This window comes from Paenibacillus albidus (assembly GCF_014644435.1).
Taxonomy (GTDB): domain Bacteria; phylum Bacillota; class Bacilli; order Paenibacillales; family Paenibacillaceae; genus Paenibacillus_AQ; species Paenibacillus_AQ albidus.
On record NZ_BMKR01000020.1, the window covers coordinates 94,623 to 115,538 of the forward strand.

A 20,916-nucleotide genomic window follows, 5' to 3' on the forward strand; every position below is an offset into this window, starting at 1 on the left:
AGGGGAAATTTGACATGCCATGGATACAGGGATATCCGTATTATTTGTTAATGGGCAGTATTCTCAGCTCATACATGAGCTTGACCTCGTATAGATACCGGAAGACTGCGGGGAGACGATATGTGTGGGTCCTGATGCTGCTGATCGCCTTCATATTCGCAGCCACAACGGCGGAGATTATGTCTACGACTTACACGCTCAAGCTGTTCTGGAGGAATATGCAGCAGCCTCCACTTTTTCTAAGCACGATATTTACTTATGCCGTAATCAAGGAATATGTTTCCCGTTCGGCACAAGGATTGTCCCGAAGGCTGTTCTGGTTCTCGCTGCCGGTTCTTTTGGACACCCTCCTGATCTTTACCGATTCCTATCATCACTGGATGCGAAGTGAAGTAGGTATGGTCACGGAAGCAGGCATTACCGGAATTACCGTACAGCCGACGCCACTGAGCATGGCCTTTATAGCCTATGATCAGCTCTTTGGGGTATATGCCGTCTATCTGCTGACCCTCTCTGTATGGAATGCTCCCAAATACTATCTGCGGCGCAATATACTGCTACTAACAGGGCTAATTATTCCGGTTGCGTCTATCTTCCTGCTTCCACTGCTGAAAATTAAGATTACGGGCTTTACTGCTTTCGTTTATTTGCCAGCCACGCTGGCGGCTTATTTTTCTGTGTTCCGCGATCCGCGGCTGTCCATTTATCCACTGGCCAAGCATAAGATTTTTGAGAAAATGAAAGATGGCGTTGTGCTTACGGACCGCTATGACATCATTATTGATATTAATGCTGCGGGGATGTCGATGTTGTCCAATATTACTGGCCAAGGGCAAGGACGCTGGATGGGTCAACGCATTCAGCCCTTGCTGGAGCAGCAACTTGAACTGCGAGCCTGCTATGACTCTCGGACGGAGGGCCAATTCGAGATTGAAGCGCCCGGTCCTGACGGCACGTGTTACGGGGTATCACTAAGCCCAACTGAACCCGATCTGGAAGCGACGGGGATGCTGATTGTCTTCAGCGACCACAGTGAGAAGAAGCGCTATGAACGGGAGCTGCTGCATCAAGCTACCGTCGATGATTTGACAGGCCTGTATAACCGCAGGCATTTCATGCGAATGGTGCAGAATCATGGCAAGCAGGCTCAGGGGGGGATGGCGCTGCTGCTGTTCGACATTGATGACTTCAAGTTAATCAATGATACCTTTGGACATCTGGGCGGGGACCAGGCGCTTGTTGAATTATCGCACAAGATCCGCAGCCTTTTTCAGGACATTGGCGTTGCCGGAAGAGTGGGCGGGGAAGAATTTGCCGTGTGCTTTTTTGCTGAGGATGAGCTTGCCGCATACCAGCAAGCGGAGAATTTCCGCACCAATCTGGGGGAGTATGTGATCCTGCTGGATGGAGGACATCCTATCCGCCTTACGGTCAGTATTGGCATTGCCTATACGGAGCGCAGCGATGTGACTTTCGAGGATTTGTACCGGGAAGCTGACGAGGCGATGTACCGCTCCAAGGCCACGGGCAAAAACCGGGTAACACTGAGCTCCCAGCCTGTAGCGAGAATAGCACTTAAGGGTTGAATGGCGTCATACATATGGGATAAGGGGCAGCTCCGCAGCAGCATTTGCTATGGGATTACCCCTGAGCAATCCAAGAAACAGGGGGGCACTATGGAGCAATTCAGAGATCGTTTGAAATCGATGAAAGAGCAGCAGGATGTGCTCATTAAAGATTATCAGGCTTTGATTATGGAATATGAGAGTTCCGATCTTGTCCATGAGAATGAACAGCTAAAGAAGCAATATGAGGAGCAGAAGGCTGTACTGGCAGAGCTGAAGATTCAGGCCGGCCAGCTGAGGCAGGAGAATTCGGAATTGCGGACCGCATTAAGCGAACAAATGCTGGATGAAAAGCTGAATATTCTGAAGGTATCCCGCCAAAAGCTGGAGACGTATTTTGCGTCCATGAGCAAAGGATACACGAACCGGCTTACAGCTTTCGAGCAGGAGGCAAAGCAACGAATTGAGCGGATGTACGGCGCTTCATCCCGTGGGCTCGGTGAAGAGAAGATGGAGTTGTCTGTTCGCATGGAGGCTTTGTCCGCCGAACTGAATGAACGCATCCTGCGCCGCCGCTTGGCTCAAAAGGAAGCGGAGCAATCCCTGCAGGCCGGCATCCACCACAAGCTGGGGGAATTGGCGGAAGAGGGGATTAGCCCGGAAGTGCTGGAACGCAGAAAAAAACAGAATCAAATGGAAATGAAGATTGGGCTGAACTGGATCAACCGGCTGGGAATTCTGCTCCTGATTCTGGCCGTGGGTGCGGGATTCAGGTACACCTATTCTACCTGGTTCAACGGATATATGAAGGGAAGTGCCTTTTTCCTGATGGGCGCTCTGATGGTGGGCGGAGGAGAATGGTTATTCCGTAAAGGCAAAGGGACGTTTGCCCTCGGACTGTTGGGCGGCGGGATTTCGGTACTGTACGGGTCCATCTTCTACAGCTATTTTTTACTGGATATCATCAGTATTTATATGGGGTTGTCGTTGTCTGTCCTGGTTACCCTGACAGCCGTGCTCCTGTCGCTGAGATATGCGTCGCGCACCATCTGTTCACTGGGACTCATCGGCGGCTATCTTCCGTTATTCTCCTATATAGGAGCTTTTGGCCTCAGCGGCAACGCGGTATATGTGGCAATGGGTTATTTGTTTGTGCTGAATCTGTTCATTCTGCTGATTTCGCTGCGCAAACGCTGGGTTATCGTCAATTACATCAGCTTTTTGTTCAATGCACCCTCCGTGCTGGTGCTGCTGTTATTGGCTGACAGCAACATTATCAGCATGCTCTATGTGGTACTGACCTTTGCAATGTACCTCGGCATTACGCTGTGGTACCCGTTGCATTACCGCAGCAAGTTGTCCTGGTGGGACTTCTCCCTGCTGGGCACCAATACGCTTATCAGCTGTGTCTCCCTGTATAGCCTATTTATCGCTGAAGGACTAGGTGATTACAAGGGGGCGCTTGCCCTGCTGTTCTGCCTGATGTATCTGGGCCTTGGGCGTTTTCTGGAACAACGTATGCCGCAGGAGAAACAGAGCATGCTGCTCTTCTATGCGACGTCGCTGACCTTTGCCGTGCTGATGATCCCCTTCCAGCTGGGGACAGTTTGGTGGTCCATAGGCTGGCTCGTAGAGGCTGTAGTGCTCACGGTTTACGGCCACCTGAACCGGTTCAAGAGTCTCGAAAGGGCAGGCTGGGGCATCCTGGTGCTCTGTCTGGCAGTGTTCTTTGGACTGGATGTCCCGCTGCAAACCATGGGGTCCTTTATCCTTGGGGATTACAGCCACCCGTATTTCTCCTTGAGATATACCTTCATTACGGCGGGTATGCTTGCTGTAGCGCTGCTCTATGCGGTTCAGCATAGCCGGGAGCAGAATCTGCTGCACAGCAAACCGTGGGAGGTACAAGCGGCTGCAGGGTTCAAGTATGCGGCATTGCTGAATGTATGGGCGTATGCGCTATATGAATCCAGCTACTTGTATAAGCGCCTGTTGCCGGAGGCTTTTGCCCACAAGACTTTTTACAACTTGCTGCTGGCAGCGCTGATTACTCTGCTGCTGGCTTATGGGCTGACCAAGCTCAAGATATTTTATGATACGGTCATCAAATATTACTCCTGGGTGTTGTACGGGGCCGGTTACGCGGTTTGCATAGCTATAACCGTGACCCTGCCGAGTTTGAAGGGAGAGCTGGAACAGAATACGGCAGCGGACTATATTGCGCTCTTTGTGCTGACGGTCTTCAATATTTTCGTCTGGTTTAGCGGCCGGGGGCTGATTTTGGCTTTCATCAAACGTGAATACAAGAGTATGGAGCTGTACCCTGTCATTATGGCCGTATACCTGCTGGGGATCCTGACGGCATTCCTGGGTGTCCAATTGCAGCTGAGCGATGCAGGACTGATCTTCAGTCTCGTGTACCTCCTGCTGGCAGTGCTGTTTATTATGTATGGTTTCCGGCAGCGGTATGTCTATATCCGGCGCATGGGCCTTGGGCTCACGCTGTTGTCTACGGGAAAGCTGCTGTTATACGACCTCAGTCTGTTGAACACCGGCAACAAAATCGTTGCCTACTTCAGCTTCGGCGTGTGCCTGTTGGGAATTTCCTATCTGTACCAAAGGGTGTCGAGCAGAATGGAGGACCTTCATGAAGATAAAGAGCAAGATACTGCAGGTTAGTCTGGCGGTCCTGTTTCTCTCCGGGCTAGGCTTTCCGTTGCCGGATATTCCGGGGGCAGCTGCCGAGAGTGGTGAAAGCTACGCAGCCTGGCGGTTCTCAAAGCCGATTGAAGCGGGAGGAGACGTTCCTTATCGCGCACTCTATCTGGATGAAGATGTGTACCGGGAAGCGGCGGCGGATCTGAGTGATCTGCGGATTGTGGATGGTCAGGGCAAGACAGTCCCTTTCTATATGGACAACGGGGAAACGGTCATCAGAGAGTATACAACGGCTTATGCCTCAGAGCTGGTTCATACGGCTAACCAAGGGAAAGCTGCCATCTTCGACTATAAAATCACGCCCGCCCGGGAGAATACAGATATTGTCGGCAATAAGCTGGTGTTTGAGCTTCCGGAGGAAGCCTTTCTGAAGCATGTCCAGGTGTCCGGAAGTTATGACGGCAATGTCTGGGAGCCGCTGCAGAAGGCGGATCTGTATGCTACGGACGGGCTTGAACAAAACAGTATTGAGCTGGGAGCTGCCTATAAATTCGGATATTACCGCCTCCGTGTGGAGAATAACATCGAACAGCTCGCTTTTGACAAGCTGGAGCTGCGCTTTAACAGCCAAGAGGTGAAGAAAACCGACTACAAACGTGAGCAGACGCCGGAATACACCCTTACGCAAAAGGGCAAAGAGACGCATATTATCGTGGATAACAGCAACCGCCTGAACATCTCGAAGGTGCTGTTGGACAGTACGGGCAATTTCAGCCGGAAGTATAAATTGTTGGACGAGAGCGGCCAACCGGTGGGTACCGCAGGCGGCGATGAATTGTACCGGCTTGACTTTAAGGACGCCAAGATTACTGCGACGGATATCATCCCCTTGCAGCTGCTACGTTCACGGTCCTTCACGGTTGTCATTGAGAACAACGATGATGCACCCCTGCGGATTAACAAGGTTCATACTGAATATTTTGTTGATAAGCTTGTATTTGCTGCCGATACGCAAGGTCCGTATAAACTGCTCTACGGCAATCCGCAAGCGTCAGCGCCGCAGTATGATATTGCCCATTTCAAAGATTATATCGAAAACAGTACACTTAATCTTGCCCTGCTTGGAACGCAAAATATGACCCGGGAGGCTAGCGTAGGGACAGCTGCCGGGTCCGGCTGGCTGCAAAGCAAAACCGGATTCAATATCATCATTGTCGCCGTCTCGCTGCTGTTGATTATAGTGCTGATCCGCAAGATGAACCGGACCCGAACTTAAGAGGAGGCCTGCATACATGTACCAGACTTATATCTTTGATCTGTATGGCACATTGATTGATATAGAGACCGACGAAGACAACCCCGAAGTCTGGGAGCGCCTATCTCTCCATTTCAGCTACCACGGCATGGGTATTTCCGGAGAGGAGCTCCAGAGACGTTATATACAGGAACGGGACCGGCAGTTGGCGGAAGCCGCTTTGTACTGCCAGTACCCGGATTTCGTCATGGAAGAGGTCTTTCGCGCGGTGGCCCGCAGGTTGGGCGGAGAACCGGGACAGGCCTGGCTGCATGAAACGGTAAGATGGGTGCGGACCTTGTCCATGATTCATATTTCCTTGTACGATGGAGTCGCCGAAATCCTGCAGACATTGCGGGCACGCGGCAAAAAAGTATTCCTGCTCTCCAACGGCCAAAAGACGTTTGTGGAGGCGGAACTGACCATGCTGGGTATTCTCCATTTGTTCGATGGTGTGGCGATCTCTTCGGAAGCGGCGATCAGCAAGCCCGACCCCTTATTCTACCGTTATTTAAGCGAGAATTATGGCGCAGACCTAAGCTCGGCCCTTATGATCGGCAATGATCCGCGAACCGATATTGAGGGGGCGCGGGCGGCAGGCTTAGACTCCTGCTATATCCATACGGCTTCCTCTCCCTCCGGAATTCCGGTGGAGAGCAGCGTGCAAATCTGGGATGGGGATTTACGGAAGATTCCCGGATGGGACAGCTAGATAAAAGGTCAAAAGACCCCGCACTCCGGCAGGTTACAAGCCGGAGTGCGGGGTCTTTGTCAGCATTAGCAGGGTACTGTCTGGATTTAGATCACGCCTTCAGCCAGCATGGCGTCGGCCACCTTCTTGAATCCGGCAATGTTGGCACCGGCCAGCAGGTTTCCAGGCAAGCCATATTCGCTCGCGGCTTCAACGGCCTGGCGGTAGATGCTGCTCATAATCTGGTGCAGCTTGGCATCGACTTCCTCGAAGCTCCAGCCTAACCGCATGCTGTTCTGGGCCATTTCCAGTGCGGAGACGGCCACACCTCCGGCATTTGCAGCTTTGGCAGGAGCAAACAGGACTCCGGCCTCCTGGAAGAGGTGGATGGCTTCCAGCGTTGAAGGCATATTGGCGCCTTCTCCGACCGCTTTAACCCCATTTCTAATGAGCGTTCCGGCCATTTCCTCATTGATCTCATTCTGGGTGGCACACGGGAATGCAAGGTCACAAGGAAGCGTCCAAATCTGCTCCGAGCCCTTGGTAAAGACCGCTTGCGGATGCTCTTTGACGTATTCGCTCAGACGTTTTCTCTCCACTTCCTTAAGGCGGCGTACGGTTTCGACCTGAATGCCGTCCTCATCATAGAGGTAACCCTCAGAATCACTGCAGGCCACGACTCTTGCACCCAGCTGCTGTGCTTTCTGCATCGCATAAATGGCCACGTTGCCTGAACCGGATACAACGACTTTGCTGCCCTCGAACTGATGCCCATTTTCTTTCAGCATTTCATTTACAAAATAGACAGCACCATAACCTGTAGCTTCCGTCCGGGCCTGGCTTCCGCCATATATAATGCCTTTGCCGGTAAGCACGCCCGCCGGATAACCTCCGCGAATCCGCTTATATTGTCCAAACATGTATCCGATTTCCCGGGCGCCTACGCCGATATCACCGGCCGGAACGTCCTGATCGGGACCGATATAGTTGTGAAGCTCTGTCATGAAGCTCTGGGTGAACCGCATGATCTCAGCGTCGGATTTTCCTTTTGGATCGAAATCGGAGCCGCCTTTTCCTCCGCCAATATGCTGGCCTGTAAGAGCGTTCTTGAAGATCTGTTCAAAGCCGAGGAATTTGATGATGCTGGCATTAACAGAGGGGTGGAAGCGAAGACCGCCCTTGTAAGGGCCAATCGCACTGTTAAATTGTACCCGGTATCCCCGGTTTACCCTGATCTTGCCCTCATCGTCAGTCCACGGTACACGGAATATGATCATCCGTTCCGGTTCTACCAATCTTTCCAGAATGGCATGTTGCTGGTATTTAGGTTCGGCGGCCAGGATCGGCAGCAGTGTTTCCAGGATTTCTCTGACGGCCTGGTGGAATTCAGGCTCATGCGGATTACGCGCCACAACCTCTGCGTATACGCGCTCAATATAGTGTTGGGCCTCGCTATTGCTGACTTCGTTGTCAACGGTACGGATCGAGCTCATAAATTCAACCGCCTTTGCTTATATTAATTTAGTGCTTCTTCGCGTTACTGTGTCTAACTACGGAAATATAGTTTATTTTGGCACATGTGAAGGCCGCCTACAATAGTTTTTTCAAAATATCTTACTTTTCATGGTATGTATTTGTGAAAATTTAACGACATTCTTTCCTTTTATCACGAACACCGGTTGTTCAATCTTTGCACGAAAGGGGGTTATTCCTGAGGCCTAAAGCGCAGAGATGCAATGGAATATGCTACAATATTACTGCATAAAGATGTAAGGAGCTGATACTCAAAATGAGTGAACAAGTGAACGAACAGGAAATGGTAAACGAACTCTCTGCCCAAACCAAGGTTGATCCCAAGCTGATCCGGCTGGTGCTGAAGCACGAGCAGACTTTTATCAATAACGCCAAGGCCAATGCCAAAGGCGAGGTGGATATCGATAACGACGATCTGGTGGATTATGTTACAGGTCAGCGTGACGTACAGCTTGATGAACTTACTGTAGAGACTATTCTCGATGCCGAGATGGATTATTTAATGGATAAGGGACTGGCTGGTTACATCGACTAAGTCCAAGCGGCTCTAAGGCCCGCAGCTCTTTTCGTTAGGGCTGCAGGCTTCAGCCGATAAATTTTTTGACAATTGCTTTGCATTCGGAGAATAAGTGTGCTACAATGAAGTCAATCATAAATTTAAACCTTAATTCACTTATTGTAAAAGGTTGGCATTTGTGCGATGAATCCTTTTCCAATGTGTGAATTTTTATTTGTTCGTACAATACGTAGGAATAAAAGGACATGTGTTAAATACAATATTGGAGGTAATATTATGCAAACAGGTACAGTTAAATGGTTCAACGCAGACAAAGGTTTCGGTTTTATCGAGGTTGAAGGTGGAAGCGACGTATTCGTACACTTCTCCGCAATCACTGGTGACGGTTTCAAATCTTTGGACGAAGGCCAACGCGTTGAGTTCAACGTAACTCAAGGCGCTCGTGGACCACAAGCAGAAAACGTTGTAAAACTGTAATATACCCAAGCAAGCTGCCCTTAACACCTGTTGAGGGCAGCTTTTTTTTTGAGAAAAGAAGGTTTATCTGTGCAATCCTTTCGGGGGTGGTGCAAGTGTCTAGATTCGAACCAAGGAGGGGTACTTATGTATTTTCGTAAAAAAGCGCTGGAGGATCTTCCGCAAGAGAACACAACCATTTGGTCCTGCACCAAGGAAGACTGCTCAGGTTGGATGCGCGATAATTTTGCCTTTCAATATGTACCTACCTGCTGGCAATGCAATTCTCCAATGACCAGAAGCATGAAGATACTGCCTATGCTTGTAAATACGAATGCTGACATGAAGGCGATCAAGAAGGGGATTACCATTACCTGACCTGTTTTAGCCGCACATCGACATAGATAATCGACAATAGGGTGCCCTGCGAGCCATGAATGAATGGCCTCGCAGAGCACCTTTTTTGCGTGTGGATAAACAAATTTGATATTATGCTGCTTACAAGCCCCGAATCCTTACTTCCCATTCCTCGAAGGATAGCTTTTCCGTGATATGTTTCAGCGCATCGGGTACTTCAACCCTGCACATCAGCTCGAGGCTGTTGCCATCCGGGTCATTGAAGTAAACGGAGGCATTGCCTTGATGCGGACGCACGAAGGGGGCACTGGAGGTCCTGCTGCCAAAAGGAACAGCCTGGATGCCCAGGGATTCCAGCCATTGCACAGACTGCTTCAAATCCGTATAGGAGACACGGAAGGCGATATGCCGCAATGCCGGATGATACGGAGTATGCACCTCCGGGCCTTCCCAGAGGCCCAGCCAGCTTCGGCCTTCCTCGATCCAGACAAACAGGGTATCCTCATCACGCCAGGCCTCCTTCAAACCGAGCTTTTTATAAAACGGTTCGGCTACGGACAGGCTGCTGACCGGCAGATGGGCTTCGTATAATCCTGTGATCATATCGCTCTACTGAGTTTGCGGGCCAGATTGAGGAAGGATTCTACGACCAGGTGAATGCGGTCTTCAATGTCCTGCCCGCCTTCGTAGCCGTCATATCCGGCTTCAAAACGTCTGCGCTGTAAACCGCCGATGGAAATCCAGTCCGGGGCATTCACGCCGTGCAGATTGCGGACAATAGCCTGGAGCTGAAGCAGGGAGCTGACGCCAACCGCTCCGCCTGCAGAGCTGGCCGCCAGAACCACTTTACCGTTAAAATGGGCCTGGCCCAGATGATCCAGCGCGTTCTTCAGCACGCCGCTGATGCTGCCGTGGTATTCGGGTGTGACCAGCACAATGGCATCTGCCGCCAGCATCTCGTGCATCAGCCCGCTTAAATGCTCATGCTCCAGGGCGGCTTCATCGGGGCTATAGAAGGGGAGCGGCCGTTTATAGAGGTCAAACAGGATGGCTTCATCCCCTTTTTGCCTAATGATATGGGCGGCATATTCCCCCAGCTTGGTGCTGGTGGCTTCTTTCCGGTTACTCCCTGCCAGTATAACGATCCTCATCATCTTCATCTCCTTTAGCGGTGTATCATTCTCTACACCTCTAATAGTAGCTGGTTCTGCCCCGCCAGACATCCGTATTTGGCATGAATATACAGGAACAAGACGCTCAACCTTTAGGCTGAGCGTCTACAACTAAAGGCGGAGAGGTGTTTACATGCAGGCCGCTGGCTCACCGTGTCCAGCCGTTCTTGAGCGCCATAATGGCCGCCTGGGTCCGGTCGGCGACGTTTAGCTTGCCGAGGAGATGGCTGACATGTGTCTTGACCGTTTTCTCGGTGATGACAAGCGCGTCCGCAATTTCCTTATTGCTCATGCCGCAAGCGATCAGTCCCAGCACTTCCCGTTCACGCGGGGTCAGCTGATCCTCAGCTGCTGCCGGATTTACTGCAGCTACTGCTGGGTTGGCCTCCCCAGCTCCGGGCCCGCTGTTCTCTGCGGCGGGATCGGACATCATCTTCATCAGCTGTCCGGCCGCCTCGGCATGCAGCTCGACTTGTCCGTTATGGACCTTGCGGATGGCGCTGACCAGTTCTTCCGGCTCGACGTCCTTGAGCAGGTAGCCCCGAATGCCTGCACGGATGGCGGGAAGCACATGGTCCTGATCGGAGAAGGAGGTCAGGACGATGATTTGGGTGGCGGGATGAGAGACCCGCAGCTGACGCGCGGTTTCGATGCCATCCATGGCAGGCATATGCAAGTCCATCAGGATGATATCCGGCCTAAGCTTGGCTGTCTGGTCCAGGGCTTCCTGGCCGTTTGCGGCTTCGCCGATGACCTTGAGGTCCGGCTGTGTGGCCAGGAAGACCTGAAGCCCCCGGCGAACCATCGCGTGGTCGTCGACCAATAATAAGGTAATCGTCATTCCGTTATCCTCCGATTCTTACATAGATTGACGCGGCAGAGGTATGGTTACCTCTACCACAGTGCCTTGGCGTATACTGCTCCGGATAGCAAGGCGCCCGGACATCGCTTCGGCCCGTTCCTTCATAATGCGGAGGCCGAGCGAATCACCGCTTGCGGCGGCCCGCCGGCGTTTGGCCCCGCCTTGTCCCCGGTCGGCGATGCTTAGAATGGCTTCTTCCGTGCGCAGCTGCAAAGAGATTTCCGCCTTCGCCACCCCGGAATGCTTGCGCACATTATTCAGTGCCTCTTGTCCGATCCGCCAGAGTCCTTCCTCCAGGCTGTGAGGCAGCTCCCGGATACCGCTGCGGCTAGTCCGGACATGCAGCCCTTGCTGCTGTCCATAGGTCTGAAGAGCAGTCAATAGTCCGGCTTCCAGTCCTGCGGGACGAAGCTGCATAATAAGAGCGCGCATTTCTTTGAGCGCAGTCTGCGACAACTCACGGATGTCCCGCACTGCGTCGGCAGCCGGATGCCCGGCGGGCTCCTGGGCAAGCATGGCCTCCACGCCTTTGGCGGTCATGGACATGGAGAACAGGATCTGGTTGACCGAGTCATGCAGATCACGCGCCAAACGGTTGCGTTCCTCCAACCGGGCGAGCTCGCGGCGGTTCTCCCCGAGCCGTACGCTTTCAAGGGCGGCCGCGAGATGCTCTGCCAGCGCTTCAAGTACTTCTCCATCCGGCTGGAGGGAGGAGGGGGCTTCTGGGGAAGCGATCAACAGCAGGTCCGCTCTCTGCGTGCTCATCTGCGGGACGGGGGCGGCGAGTATCGTCATCCGCCCGGCTTCCGGCTGCGCCGAATAGGAAGAGCAGGCCATGAGAAGCTCCCGGGATTCATCCGGGGAGAGCACGGCATACCGATGCTCCTGCGCAAGCAGCTCCAGCCGTCGTTCCATCGAAGCGGAGCACCGGAAGCCGGCGGGGTTCGTCACTGCCGGATCTTCCGTATGCACAGCAAATACCTCCAATTGCTGCTCCCGGCGCCCCAGTATCGCAGCAAACGGCCAATCAAAATGCCGTCCGATCAATCCGGCCCATTGCCTCGCGAGTGCTTCCGGTTCCGTGCATCCGGCCCCGGCCAGCCCCAGCGCGGTGCTGAATTCGCCCAATCTGGCGTATAGCTTGGCCCGGCGCTGTTCGATGCTGTACAGCCGCATCCGTTCAATCGTGCCGCCGATCTGCAGGGCTACCGCCTGGAGCAAAGCCAGCTCGCTGTCCTTGAACTGCACCTTGCCCGGCGAGGCCACATTCAAAAGCCCTATTCTCCGCTCGCCTGAGCGTAGCGGTATGCTGGCGTGATGGGTGATTCCGAGACTGTCGCCCCAGGAATATTGCCGCGCCTCCTCCAGCCGCTTGCAATGGACGATATTGACGGCACGGTCCAGCCGTCCGTCCCACAGGCGGTTCAGGCACCAGCAGCTCCCGCAGCGCATCGGCTCCTTGTTGTTCCGCTGGAGTGCCGGGGGCAGGCCGCGGTCGGCAGCGAAGCTGTAATCCATCCGCTCCTCGCTGAGGAAGATCCAGCTGGACTTATTGCCGGTAAGTTCCAGCAGCTTCCCTATCACCGTATCCAGCATGGCGTCCAGCTGGGTTGCGCTGTTCAAGGTTTCCGCAATCGTTTTGAGCGTCAGCAGTTCCTGAATTCTGGCCTGTTCCGGCATACAGTGCTCTCTCCTCTGGCTATATAAGCTGAACTTAAGAGGCTAACTTAAGCTTCAATCGTCACTACGGTGAATGTTTGGACTTCCGGCCGCTGCCCGTCTTCAAATTTCTTGTCGTTTAGGAAATGATGAAATGCCAAAATGTGGATATCTTGGAAGCATCAGATGAAATAGGCGGTGCAGGAGGATTGGGCTGGGCTCCATTTGCGGAGTGAAGCGGACAGAGAAGCCCTTATTTTGTGAAAAAGTGTGCTTTACTGGCGAATTCGGACTCAGGAACCGTTATTTCGTTTGTTTGAGCCTAGAATGAGGGGAGATGGGACAATTAGCGGAATCTCTGTCCGTTTGTCCTGCTGAATAGATGAATCCTCCCCAATAACGGATTTCCTGTCCGCATCAGTCGTGGATAGATCGTGAAGGGACCTCATCGTGCCCTGTTTTTGTATTGTTCAGTTCAAGCTATATAGTGTGTGTTTGGTCTATTGTACCATGTGCACTTTACAGATAGTTCTTGACAATATTTAGGGCTTGAGGAGAATAGAGTTGGAAACGCTAACAGTGAAAGTGGGAATGCCAATGCCCGGGAAATTCAAGGAACTGAACACGCTGCGCAATCAAATCTTTATCGGCTTTCTGTTGGTGATGCTGGTGATTCTCGGCGTTGCAGGAGTATTCGTGTACGGGAAAGTGTCCTACCTGCTCAAAAACAATGCAGAGCGGCATATCCAGCAGACGGCCGTTCAGGCCAGCGGGAGGCTGGATGCACTGATTGGGCAGATTGATAGTCTGATGGAGCAAGCGGCGAACCATCCGACGGTTCAACAACTGCTGCTCAATGAGCTGGATGGGAAGACGGTTTCCTTCAACCAGCGGCAGTCGCTGCTGCAAATTGTCTCCAGCTACCAGGCTTACATGCCAAGTGTAGGCTCATTAGAGCTGTATACAGCCGATTACCGGCTGTTGTTCCCAATCAAGGAGGGCAGCCTGAACAAGCGGATCGACAGCCGCTATATCACGGAAGCCAACCGGCAAAAAGGCAGGCTGGTGTGGATCGGCGTCGATCCTTTGGATGACCAGAGTCTGCTCGCCATCCGCCAGGTCAGCCTGATGGACCGCTGGTTCTCGCGCGGCGGGTATTTGATGGCGCGTATTCAGCGCAGCTATTTTCAGCTGGGCGATCCGCTCTCGGGCAGTGACAGCGGGGAATCCATCCTGCTGGTAGATGACGCCGGGCAGCTGCTGGGGAGCGGAGAGGCGGAGCATGGGGCGCTGCTGGGGCTGCTGGACAGTAAGGAGCAGACCGTTAACTTCATGGAAAAAGAATATGTGAAGGTTAAGCTGCGCTCGGAGAAAACCCGCTGGAACCTGCTGGTGCTGACCCCGGTCAGTTATGTTACGGAAGGAATCTCTGTGCTGAGAACGGTGCTTCTGGCTTCCGGCGGGATAGGGACGGTTTTGTTTCTCATCATGTCCTTCCTTCTGTCTACCATGATTACGCGGCCGATTATCCATCTGATCCGGGCGATGCGCAAGTCACGCCTGGGCGTCCTGACCCCCAACTCAGAGGTGGTGTCCACGATGGAACTAAGAGAGCTGAACTATACCTACAATGACATGGTCACCCATATGAATGAACTGATTCAGGTCGTTTATGAAAAAGAAGTGCTGCAAAGCCGTACGGAGCTGAAGGCGCTCCAGGCACAGATCAACCCCCATTTTCTCTTCAACACGCTGGAAGCGTTCAATTGGTCGCTGGAGGAAAAAGGGGAGGAGGAGCTGGCCGGACGGGTTGTCGCCATGTCCAGGTTATTCCGGTATATCATCGGAAGCTCCGGACAGGATGAGTGGGTAACCGTCGGAGAGGAACTTGAGCAGGTGAAGCGATATCTGCAAATTATGGAGATGCGGCTCGGCGAGCGTCTGACCTGGGAGATTGAGCTGTCGCCGACGGAAGCGGCTGTGCCCGTCCCCAAGCTGCTGATTCAACCGATCGTGGAAAATGCGATCCTGCACGGGGTGGAGAGCCGGATTGGAGCCGGAGCCATTCATGTGCGGATAAGCCCGTCTGTACGGGAAGGCTGGAGCAGCATCCTCGTTCAGGATAACGGGCCCGGGATGAGCGCAGAGACACTGGCGGCATTGTACGGGACACTGGCAGGCGGCCCTTCCATATCTACCAAGGGGACGGGTGTGGGGCTGTTTAATGTGCAGCGGCGGCTAAGGTTGTATTATGGCGGAGGAGACGGGAGAACGGATGGGTTGACCATTGACAGTAAGCCGGGTGAGGGGACACGGATCTTTTTTGAAATCCCCCGAAATGGAGGGAAGACCTATGAAAATGAACACCAAGACCATTCTGGTCGTGGATGATGAGCCGAGAACGCGGCAGGGCATCAAGCAGATGCTGGAGCTGTGGGCTGCCGGCCGGTATACGGTGGAAACGGCGGACAACGGTGTGGAAGCCGGCCGGCGGCTTGGGCAGGAACGGGTTCATCTGCTGATAACCGACGTGCGGATGCCTGAGGTCAGCGGCCTGGATTTAATCCGTTCCCTGAAGGGAGATACCCGTCGTCCGGTGGTTATCGTTATTTCCGGGTATGCCGAGTTCCACTATGTACAGGAGGCGCTTCAGCTAGGGGCTGTGAATTATTTGCTGAAACCGCTGGACAAGCAGGAATTGCTGCGGGTGGTCGAGGATGCGCTTAGACGTGAGGAAGAAGAGCAGCGCCGCGAGAAGCTGGAGAAGCTGGTCGACCCGAAGCTGCTGGAGATTGACCCGGAACAGGCCGGAATGGGAGAGCCGGTCAAAGAAGCATTGGCTTACGTGGAACAGCATTTGCAGGAATCCTTCAGCATGGCTGAAATCGCAGGCAGAATTCACCTGAATGCCAGCTATTTCAGTGTGCTTTTTAAGGAGCAGACGGGGGTATCGTTCAGCGAGTATGTGTCGCGTCTGCGTATCCAGCGGGCCAAGGAAATGCTGCTGCATACACGGCTGTCCATTGCGGAGATTGGTGAACGGGTCGGCTACCGGACAGACAAGTATTTTATCAAAGTGTTCAAGTCGCTGGAGGCCGTAAGTCCCAGCCGCTACCGGCAGCAGTACACGAAAGGGCCGGATGAAATCCAATAAAAGTGGAGTTATTGCCAATGCCTGTGATCTTATGGAGTTCCGGAAGCGGTGCTAGAATTAATTTGAGAGCGGTTACATATTGTCTACCGCACAACCCATACATGTGGAGGTTATAGCAATGTCCAAGAGCAAGATGACGAGGGGCCTGCTGCTGACTTTTGTCCTGACGCTTGTTCTGTCGGGATGCGGCGGAGCGAAGCAGAATCAAGAAACAGGGAGTGAAGGAGATTCGGCAACCGATACGGCAGGGGAGAAAGTGACGATCAATATGATGCATCTCTGGCCGGCCGGAAGCTCGGCACAGCAGAATAAACTGGTCAGCCAGATTATTGCCGATTATCAGCAGGAGCATCCGAATGTAACCATCAAGCAGGAGGTTCTGGAGAATGAGCAATACAAGAACAAGCTCAAGGTGCTGTCTGCTTCCAATGAACTGCCGGATGTCGGCATTACGTGGGCAGCCGGATTCATGGAGCCTTATGTAAAAGGCGGATTATTTGCACCGCTGGATGATCTTTTGACCGGTGAACCGCTGAAGGACAAATTTGTATCAGGCACAACGGAAGCCTATTCCATGGACAACAAAACTTATGCGCTGCCGATCGAATTGAATATCTCCCCCATCTACTACAACAAAGAGATCTTTGCCAAATATAAGCTGGAGGTGCCGGGTACTTATGAGGAGTTCAAGCAAGTGGTCCAGACCCTCTCAAGCAATGGGGTGGCCCCGGTTGCACTCGGAAATAAGGACCGCTGGACAGGTTCCCTGTGGTACATGTACCTGGCTGACCGGGTGGCTGGCGGCGATACGCTGAAACAGGCGGTCAGCGGTTCGGGCTCGTTTGACGATCCGGGTCTGGTGCAGGCGGCAAGCGAGGTGCAGACGCTGGTCGATATGAATGCTTTTAACAAAGGATTCAACGGCTTATCCAACGATGAGGGCAAAGCGGAGTTCATGAACGAAAAGGCGGCCATGTATCTCATGGGCACGTGGGAACTGCCCAACTTCACCACCAACCCGGATATCCCGCAGGCGTTCAAGGACAAGGTGGGCTTCTTCAAGTTTCCGACGGTGGATGGCGGCAAAGGGAATGTTAACAGCTGGGTAGGCGGACCGGGTGTAGGTTTATTCGTCAGCCAGGATTCCAAGGTTCAGGCCGAAGCCAAAGCTTTTGTGGAATACTTCGTCTCCAAATGGGGGGAGCAATCCGTCACGACTGCAGGCGTTATTCCTGCAACCAAAGTGGATACCACAAAGAACGAGCTGCCGCAGCTTTATGTGGACCTGCTCAATGAGCTGAACAATGCCAGCAGCATCACGCTGTTCGCCGATGTGCAGATGAAGCCGAATGCGGCTCAGGTCCATCTGGATATGATTCAGGCGCTATTCGGCAAGGCGGCTACACCGGAGCAATTCGCTGCCAAACATAAGGAAGCTGTGGAAAAAGGCAACTGATAAGGGGGAACACCGGCATGGATAAAGTCATGTCCAATAAATGGGTCATTGCCTTGTATGTAATGCCTTCCTTGCTGCTGATTATGGGCATTATCTATATTCCGATTGTGTTGACCGGTTACTACGGGCTGAACGAATGGAATGGCATCGGCAGCATGACTTTCGTCGGATTGGACAATTACAGGCATTTGTTGAAGGATACAGCTTTCTGGCAAAGCGCCGGCCATTCGCTGCTGCTGGCGCTGTTCTCGGGCATCAGCCTCATAGGCTACCTGGGGATTGCGCTGGTGCTGTCGGGAAGGATTAAAGGCGCCAATCTGTTGCGCAAAATTTATCTGATTCCCATGCTGCTGTCGTCTGTGGCCATCGCCCAGCTGTGGCTGAAAATCTATCACCCCACCAATGGAGTGCTGAATTCACTGCTAACGTCGCTTGGTGTGGAGAACCCGCCTTCGTGGCTGGCCGAACCTTCCCTGGTCCTGACGGCTTTGTTCATTCCGATTGTCTGGCAGTACGCCGGGTTCTATATACTGATCTATTATGCGGCGCTGAAGAACATTCCGGAATCGCTTATGGAGGCGGCCCGAATCGACGGGGCCAATCCCTGGCAGATTGCAGTGCGGATCAGGCTGCCGCTGATGAGCGAGGTCATAAAGGTGACGGTGGTGCTGTCTGTGGTAGGTTCGCTTAAATATTTTGACCTGATTTATGTTATGACGGATGGAGGACCTAACGGGGCCAGTGAAGTGATGGCATCCTATATGTATAAACAGGCATTCCGCAGCTTTGACTTCGGGTACGGAAGTGCGGCCGGATTCTTCCTGCTGCTGATCTGCCTGGTGGCGACTTATCTAATCCGCAAAGCCACAGCGTCCAAAGAGACGATTCAGTATTCCTGATTCATACCACGACTTAAGAAAGGAGGAGAACTCATGAGAACGGAGGCTGTAATAGGCGCCCCGCCGGGAAGACAATATCCCGGAAGACTTCTGCTGCACAAATTCGGCTATACCGTAATGTACATAGCGCTGGCTGCGGTGGCACTCGTCCAGATATTGCCGCTGGTCTGGCTGCTGATCTTCTCACTGAAGAATAATCAGGAGGTATTCGGGATGGCCCCGTTTGCCATTCCGGCCCATCCGCATTGGTCGAACTATGTGACCGTATGGAGCAGCGGGAACATTGGCCGGTATTTTGTGAACAGTGTCTGGATTACGGCTGTATCCCTTGTTTGTACCGTGCTGCTGGCCAGTTTTGTTACCTTTGCGGTCACCCGGATGAAATGGAAGGGCAGCTCGCTGGTGCTCGGATTGTTTATGGTAGGGCTGATGATTCCCGTCCATTCCACGCTGATTCCGCTGTTCAGCATGTTCAACAAGCTGCATTTGACGGATAATCCGCTCTCCATCATTTTGTCCTATGTGGCATTCAATCTGCCGACTACCATTATGATTCTGCTGGGTTTTTACTACGCGCTGCCGAAGGAAGTTGAAGAAGCCGCCATTATTGACGGCTGTTCCGTAAATATTCTGTTCTTCCGCATCGTGCTGCCCATGACCTCGTCGGTGCTGGCGACCACAGCCATCATTAATATGATCTATAACTGGAATGAGTTTATTTTCGTCAACACCTTTATCAGTTCAGACAAATATAAGACGTTGACCGTCGGCGTGCAGAACTTCATCGGGCAGTATACCACCGACTGGGGAGCTATCGGCGCTACGCTTGTGATCAGCATCCTGCCGATTCTGCTGGTGTTCGTGGTGATGAGCGAACGGATTGTGGAGGGGATTGCGGCGGGGTCGGTGAAGGGTTAAGGACGAAGAGCGGAGACTCGGCAAAGGGACAACAAAAAAAGGATGGAGCAGGGGGTGCCTGTTCCGTCCTTTTTGCTGTTTATAGGGATTTAATTCGCTGTTGCCACCGCCGGATCTCCGGGCTCCAGTGCAGCTTCGGCGCCCTCGTGCTCGATCAGGCCATGTTTCTCCCAAGCGCGGCTTTTCCAGCGGAAGTACATAATGACCGCCCGTACCCACTCATCGACCGCCGTGGCGATCCATACCCCGGCCAGGCCGAGACCCAGCTCGAACACCAGGAAATAGCCGAGCGGCAAGCTCATGCAGACCATGGAGATGAGCCCCATATAGACCGGGAATTTGGCATCGCCGGAGGCCCGCAGTGAGTTGATGATGACGAGGTTGCAGGTTCGCCCGGTCTCCAGGAAGAAGCTGAGCAGAATGACCTGCGCGCCCATCAGAATGATGCTTTCGTTCTCTGTGAACATGCCCATCAGGGGTACGCGGAACAAGATGACCAGCGCATCGATGATGACGGTGACCAGCAGCGCCCACTTCACACTGGAGAAGACGCGGGAGTAAGCTTCCTGCGGCCGCCGGGCCCCGACCAGATGCCCCACAATGATGGAGGTTCCCATCGATACCGCGACACTGAACAGAAAGATATAGCTGGAGATGTTCAGCGCATATTGGCGGGTAGCCATGGCTTCAGCGCCCAAATACGTAATGTAAAGCGTGAATACCAGCTGGCAGGATTGATAGGTGATCGATTCAAAAGCGGACGGAATACCGATTTTGAGGATTTGCAGCACGTATTTTTTGGACAAATGAATGTAATAGGTGAAGCGTACCCGTACCTCGCTAACCCGATAGAGCAGCAGGAAGAACAGGACCAGGCAGATAAGGCGGCTGACAACCGTAGAGATGGCCGCACCTTGCACGCCCAGCGCCGGAAGACCAAAATGTCCGAAGATCAGCAGATAGTTGCCGACGACGTGAATGATGTTCATCAGCAGAGATACCACCATGGTCTGCTTGGTGAAGCCGTATGTGCGGATGGTGGTCGCCAAGGCATTAATCAAGGCTTGGAGAAAAATACCGCCCCCGACGATGTTGATGTAGACCTTGGCATGTACGAGAATATCGCCTTGCACATTCAGTACGCTCAGCAGCGTTCCGCCAAAAATCAGCAGACCCACACTCAGCACAATCCCGACCAGCAAATTAAGCGTAATCGCATTGCCTGTAACCTGAGCTGCTTCCAGCGGCTTGCGTGAGCCCAAATACTGGGAGACGACGATGGCTGCTCCATTCCCGATGACACTGAGCACAAGGATCGCCATCGTAATGATCTGGTTGGCAGCACCTACGCCGGATACGGCATCGTCCGAGACGGAACTGATCATAAATGTATCTACACTGCCCATCAGCATGAATAGAAACAGTTCCAAAAAGATGGGCCAGGTTAATTTGATAGACAGTTTTCGCAAACTCGTGACTTCAGTCGTGAGTTAGAACACTTCGGATAGGGTGTGTCTTATGCTACACTAACTATCCGACACATGTTTAGGTGACTATTGCAACAATCCCTTTAGTTTTAAGCTTTATATAGGAAAATAACACTGACATATTTTATTCTGTAGGCAGAGGTGATTATATGTCAGAAATAAAGCGGTTACGCCTATGTATTCAGTATCACATCGCATGGTGCGTAAAGTACCGACACAAGATTCTTGTCGAAGAAAT

General features: G+C 52.8%; 18 protein-coding genes. 12 read left to right on the top strand and 6 right to left on the bottom strand.

What is annotated here, in order from left to right:
• The first annotated feature begins 14 nt into the window (after window positions 1-14).
• From IEY53_RS21175 to IEY53_RS21190, 4 genes are all read left to right on the top strand, one after another.
• Window positions 15-1,586: a sensor domain-containing diguanylate cyclase gene (locus IEY53_RS21175; RefSeq protein WP_189028519.1), complete on the top strand. Its 1,572-nt coding sequence runs from the start codon at window positions 15-17 to the stop codon at window positions 1,584-1,586.
• Window positions 1,587-1,676: 90 nt separating this feature from the next.
• Window positions 1,677-4,244: a DUF2339 domain-containing protein gene (locus tag IEY53_RS21180; RefSeq protein ID WP_189028521.1), complete on the top strand. Its 2,568-nt coding sequence runs from the start codon at window positions 1,677-1,679 to the stop codon at window positions 4,242-4,244.
• Complete coding sequence (locus IEY53_RS21185; protein WP_189028523.1) at window positions 4,213-5,499, top strand: DUF3999 family protein; 1,287 nt, start codon at window positions 4,213-4,215, stop codon at window positions 5,497-5,499. The genes IEY53_RS21180 and IEY53_RS21185 overlap by 32 nt, the downstream gene beginning before the upstream one ends.
• Window positions 5,500-5,515: 16 nt before the next feature.
• The gene (locus IEY53_RS21190; protein WP_189028525.1) at window positions 5,516-6,229 is read left to right on the top strand and encodes an HAD family hydrolase; all 714 of its coding nucleotides are present in this window, start codon (window positions 5,516-5,518) and stop codon (window positions 6,227-6,229) included.
• Window positions 6,230-6,315: 86 nt separating this feature from the next.
• Here the strand turns inward: IEY53_RS21190 and gdhA are convergent, their stop codons facing one another.
• Window positions 6,316-7,701 carry an NADP-specific glutamate dehydrogenase gene (gdhA, locus tag IEY53_RS21195; protein ID WP_189028527.1) on the bottom strand — a complete coding sequence of 462 codons (1,386 nt, stop codon included), beginning with the start codon at window positions 7,699-7,701 and terminating at the stop codon, window positions 6,316-6,318.
• 296 nt (window positions 7,702-7,997) lie between these two features.
• On the opposite strand from gdhA, the gene IEY53_RS21200 reads away from it, so the two are divergent.
• The 3 genes from IEY53_RS21200 to IEY53_RS21210 all read left to right on the top strand — a co-directional run bounded on the left by IEY53_RS21200 (window position 7,998) and on the right by IEY53_RS21210 (window position 9,092).
• Window positions 7,998-8,276 carry a hypothetical protein gene (locus tag IEY53_RS21200; protein WP_189028529.1) on the top strand — a complete coding sequence of 93 codons (279 nt, stop codon included), beginning with the start codon at window positions 7,998-8,000 and terminating at the stop codon, window positions 8,274-8,276.
• 258 nt (window positions 8,277-8,534) lie between these two features.
• A complete protein-coding gene (locus IEY53_RS21205) occupies window positions 8,535-8,735 on the top strand; it encodes a cold-shock protein (RefSeq protein ID WP_019914790.1) in 201 nt (66 codons plus the stop codon).
• Window positions 8,736-8,861: 126 nt separating this feature from the next.
• On the top strand, window positions 8,862-9,092 hold the full coding sequence (locus tag IEY53_RS21210; protein ID WP_189028531.1) for a cold-shock protein: 231 nt from the start codon (window positions 8,862-8,864) through the stop codon (window positions 9,090-9,092).
• A gap of 120 nt (window positions 9,093-9,212) precedes the next feature.
• Here the strand turns inward: IEY53_RS21210 and IEY53_RS21215 are convergent, their stop codons facing one another.
• The 4 genes from IEY53_RS21215 to IEY53_RS21230 form a co-directional block, all read right to left on the bottom strand.
• Window positions 9,213-9,674 carry a VOC family protein gene (locus tag IEY53_RS21215; protein ID WP_189028533.1) on the bottom strand — a complete coding sequence of 154 codons (462 nt, stop codon included), beginning with the start codon at window positions 9,672-9,674 and terminating at the stop codon, window positions 9,213-9,215.
• Window positions 9,671-10,222: an NADPH-dependent FMN reductase gene (locus IEY53_RS21220; RefSeq protein WP_189028535.1), complete on the bottom strand. Its 552-nt coding sequence runs from the start codon at window positions 10,220-10,222 to the stop codon at window positions 9,671-9,673. The genes IEY53_RS21215 and IEY53_RS21220 overlap by 4 nt, the downstream gene beginning before the upstream one ends.
• A 169-nt stretch (window positions 10,223-10,391) precedes the next feature.
• Window positions 10,392-11,084 (bottom strand): response regulator, encoded by a 693-nt coding sequence (locus IEY53_RS21225; protein ID WP_229696269.1) that lies wholly within the window; start codon window positions 11,082-11,084, stop codon window positions 10,392-10,394.
• A gap of 18 nt (window positions 11,085-11,102) precedes the next feature.
• Window positions 11,103-12,785, bottom strand: a complete 1,683-nt coding sequence (locus IEY53_RS21230; RefSeq protein ID WP_189028537.1) for a GAF domain-containing sensor histidine kinase — start codon at window positions 12,783-12,785, stop codon at window positions 11,103-11,105.
• Window positions 12,786-13,361: 576 nt separating this feature from the next.
• Here IEY53_RS21230 and IEY53_RS21235 point away from each other — a divergent pair.
• From IEY53_RS21235 to IEY53_RS21255, 5 genes are all read left to right on the top strand, one after another.
• On the top strand, window positions 13,362-15,155 hold the full coding sequence (locus IEY53_RS21235) for a sensor histidine kinase (protein ID WP_189028563.1): 1,794 nt from the start codon (window positions 13,362-13,364) through the stop codon (window positions 15,153-15,155).
• Window positions 15,118-15,918, top strand: coding sequence for a response regulator (locus IEY53_RS21240; protein ID WP_189028539.1), 801 nt, complete (start codon window positions 15,118-15,120; stop codon window positions 15,916-15,918). Before IEY53_RS21235 ends, IEY53_RS21240 begins: the two co-directional genes overlap by 38 nt.
• Window positions 15,919-16,036: 118 nt before the next feature.
• The gene (locus IEY53_RS21245) at window positions 16,037-17,374 is read left to right on the top strand and encodes an extracellular solute-binding protein (protein ID WP_189028541.1); all 1,338 of its coding nucleotides are present in this window, start codon (window positions 16,037-16,039) and stop codon (window positions 17,372-17,374) included.
• A 17-nt stretch (window positions 17,375-17,391) separates the two neighbouring features.
• Entirely contained in the window at window positions 17,392-18,273 is an 882-nt protein-coding gene (locus tag IEY53_RS21250; RefSeq protein WP_189028543.1) for a carbohydrate ABC transporter permease, read from the top strand.
• Window positions 18,274-18,306: 33 nt separating this feature from the next.
• Window positions 18,307-19,191 carry a carbohydrate ABC transporter permease gene (locus IEY53_RS21255; RefSeq protein WP_189028545.1) on the top strand — a complete coding sequence of 295 codons (885 nt, stop codon included), beginning with the start codon at window positions 18,307-18,309 and terminating at the stop codon, window positions 19,189-19,191.
• Between the two features lie 89 nt (window positions 19,192-19,280).
• Here IEY53_RS21255 and IEY53_RS21260 read toward each other — a convergent pair whose 3' ends face one another.
• Window positions 19,281-20,660 carry an MATE family efflux transporter gene (locus IEY53_RS21260; protein WP_189028547.1) on the bottom strand — a complete coding sequence of 460 codons (1,380 nt, stop codon included), beginning with the start codon at window positions 20,658-20,660 and terminating at the stop codon, window positions 19,281-19,283.
• Window positions 20,661-20,916 lie beyond the last annotated feature (256 nt).

What these genes read in the sequence shown, in the direction of transcription:
- IEY53_RS21175 (WP_189028519.1), top strand. Translation starts at nt 15, where the DNA reads ATGCCATGGATACAGGGATATCCGTATTATTTGTTAATGGGCAGTATT.
- IEY53_RS21180 (WP_189028521.1), top strand. Translation starts at nt 1,677, where the DNA reads ATGGAGCAATTCAGAGATCGTTTGAAATCGATGAAAGAGCAGCAGGAT.
- IEY53_RS21185 (WP_189028523.1), top strand. Translation starts at nt 4,213, where the DNA reads ATGAAGATAAAGAGCAAGATACTGCAGGTTAGTCTGGCGGTCCTGTTT.
- IEY53_RS21190 (WP_189028525.1), top strand. Translation starts at nt 5,516, where the DNA reads ATGTACCAGACTTATATCTTTGATCTGTATGGCACATTGATTGATATA.
- gdhA (WP_189028527.1), bottom strand. Translation starts at nt 7,701, where the DNA reads ATGAGCTCGATCCGTACCGTTGACAACGAAGTCAGCAATAGCGAGGCC.
- IEY53_RS21200 (WP_189028529.1), top strand. Translation starts at nt 7,998, where the DNA reads ATGAGTGAACAAGTGAACGAACAGGAAATGGTAAACGAACTCTCTGCC.
- IEY53_RS21205 (WP_019914790.1), top strand. Translation starts at nt 8,535, where the DNA reads ATGCAAACAGGTACAGTTAAATGGTTCAACGCAGACAAAGGTTTCGGT.
- IEY53_RS21210 (WP_189028531.1), top strand. Translation starts at nt 8,862, where the DNA reads ATGTATTTTCGTAAAAAAGCGCTGGAGGATCTTCCGCAAGAGAACACA.
- IEY53_RS21215 (WP_189028533.1), bottom strand. Translation starts at nt 9,674, where the DNA reads ATGATCACAGGATTATACGAAGCCCATCTGCCGGTCAGCAGCCTGTCC.
- IEY53_RS21220 (WP_189028535.1), bottom strand. Translation starts at nt 10,222, where the DNA reads ATGAGGATCGTTATACTGGCAGGGAGTAACCGGAAAGAAGCCACCAGC.
- IEY53_RS21225 (WP_229696269.1), bottom strand. Translation starts at nt 11,084, where the DNA reads ATGACGATTACCTTATTATTGGTCGACGACCACGCGATGGTTCGCCGG.
- IEY53_RS21230 (WP_189028537.1), bottom strand. Translation starts at nt 12,785, where the DNA reads ATGCCGGAACAGGCCAGAATTCAGGAACTGCTGACGCTCAAAACGATT.
- IEY53_RS21235 (WP_189028563.1), top strand. Translation starts at nt 13,362, where the DNA reads ATGCCCGGGAAATTCAAGGAACTGAACACGCTGCGCAATCAAATCTTT.
- IEY53_RS21240 (WP_189028539.1), top strand. Translation starts at nt 15,118, where the DNA reads ATGAAAATGAACACCAAGACCATTCTGGTCGTGGATGATGAGCCGAGA.
- IEY53_RS21245 (WP_189028541.1), top strand. Translation starts at nt 16,037, where the DNA reads ATGTCCAAGAGCAAGATGACGAGGGGCCTGCTGCTGACTTTTGTCCTG.
- IEY53_RS21250 (WP_189028543.1), top strand. Translation starts at nt 17,392, where the DNA reads ATGGATAAAGTCATGTCCAATAAATGGGTCATTGCCTTGTATGTAATG.
- IEY53_RS21255 (WP_189028545.1), top strand. Translation starts at nt 18,307, where the DNA reads ATGAGAACGGAGGCTGTAATAGGCGCCCCGCCGGGAAGACAATATCCC.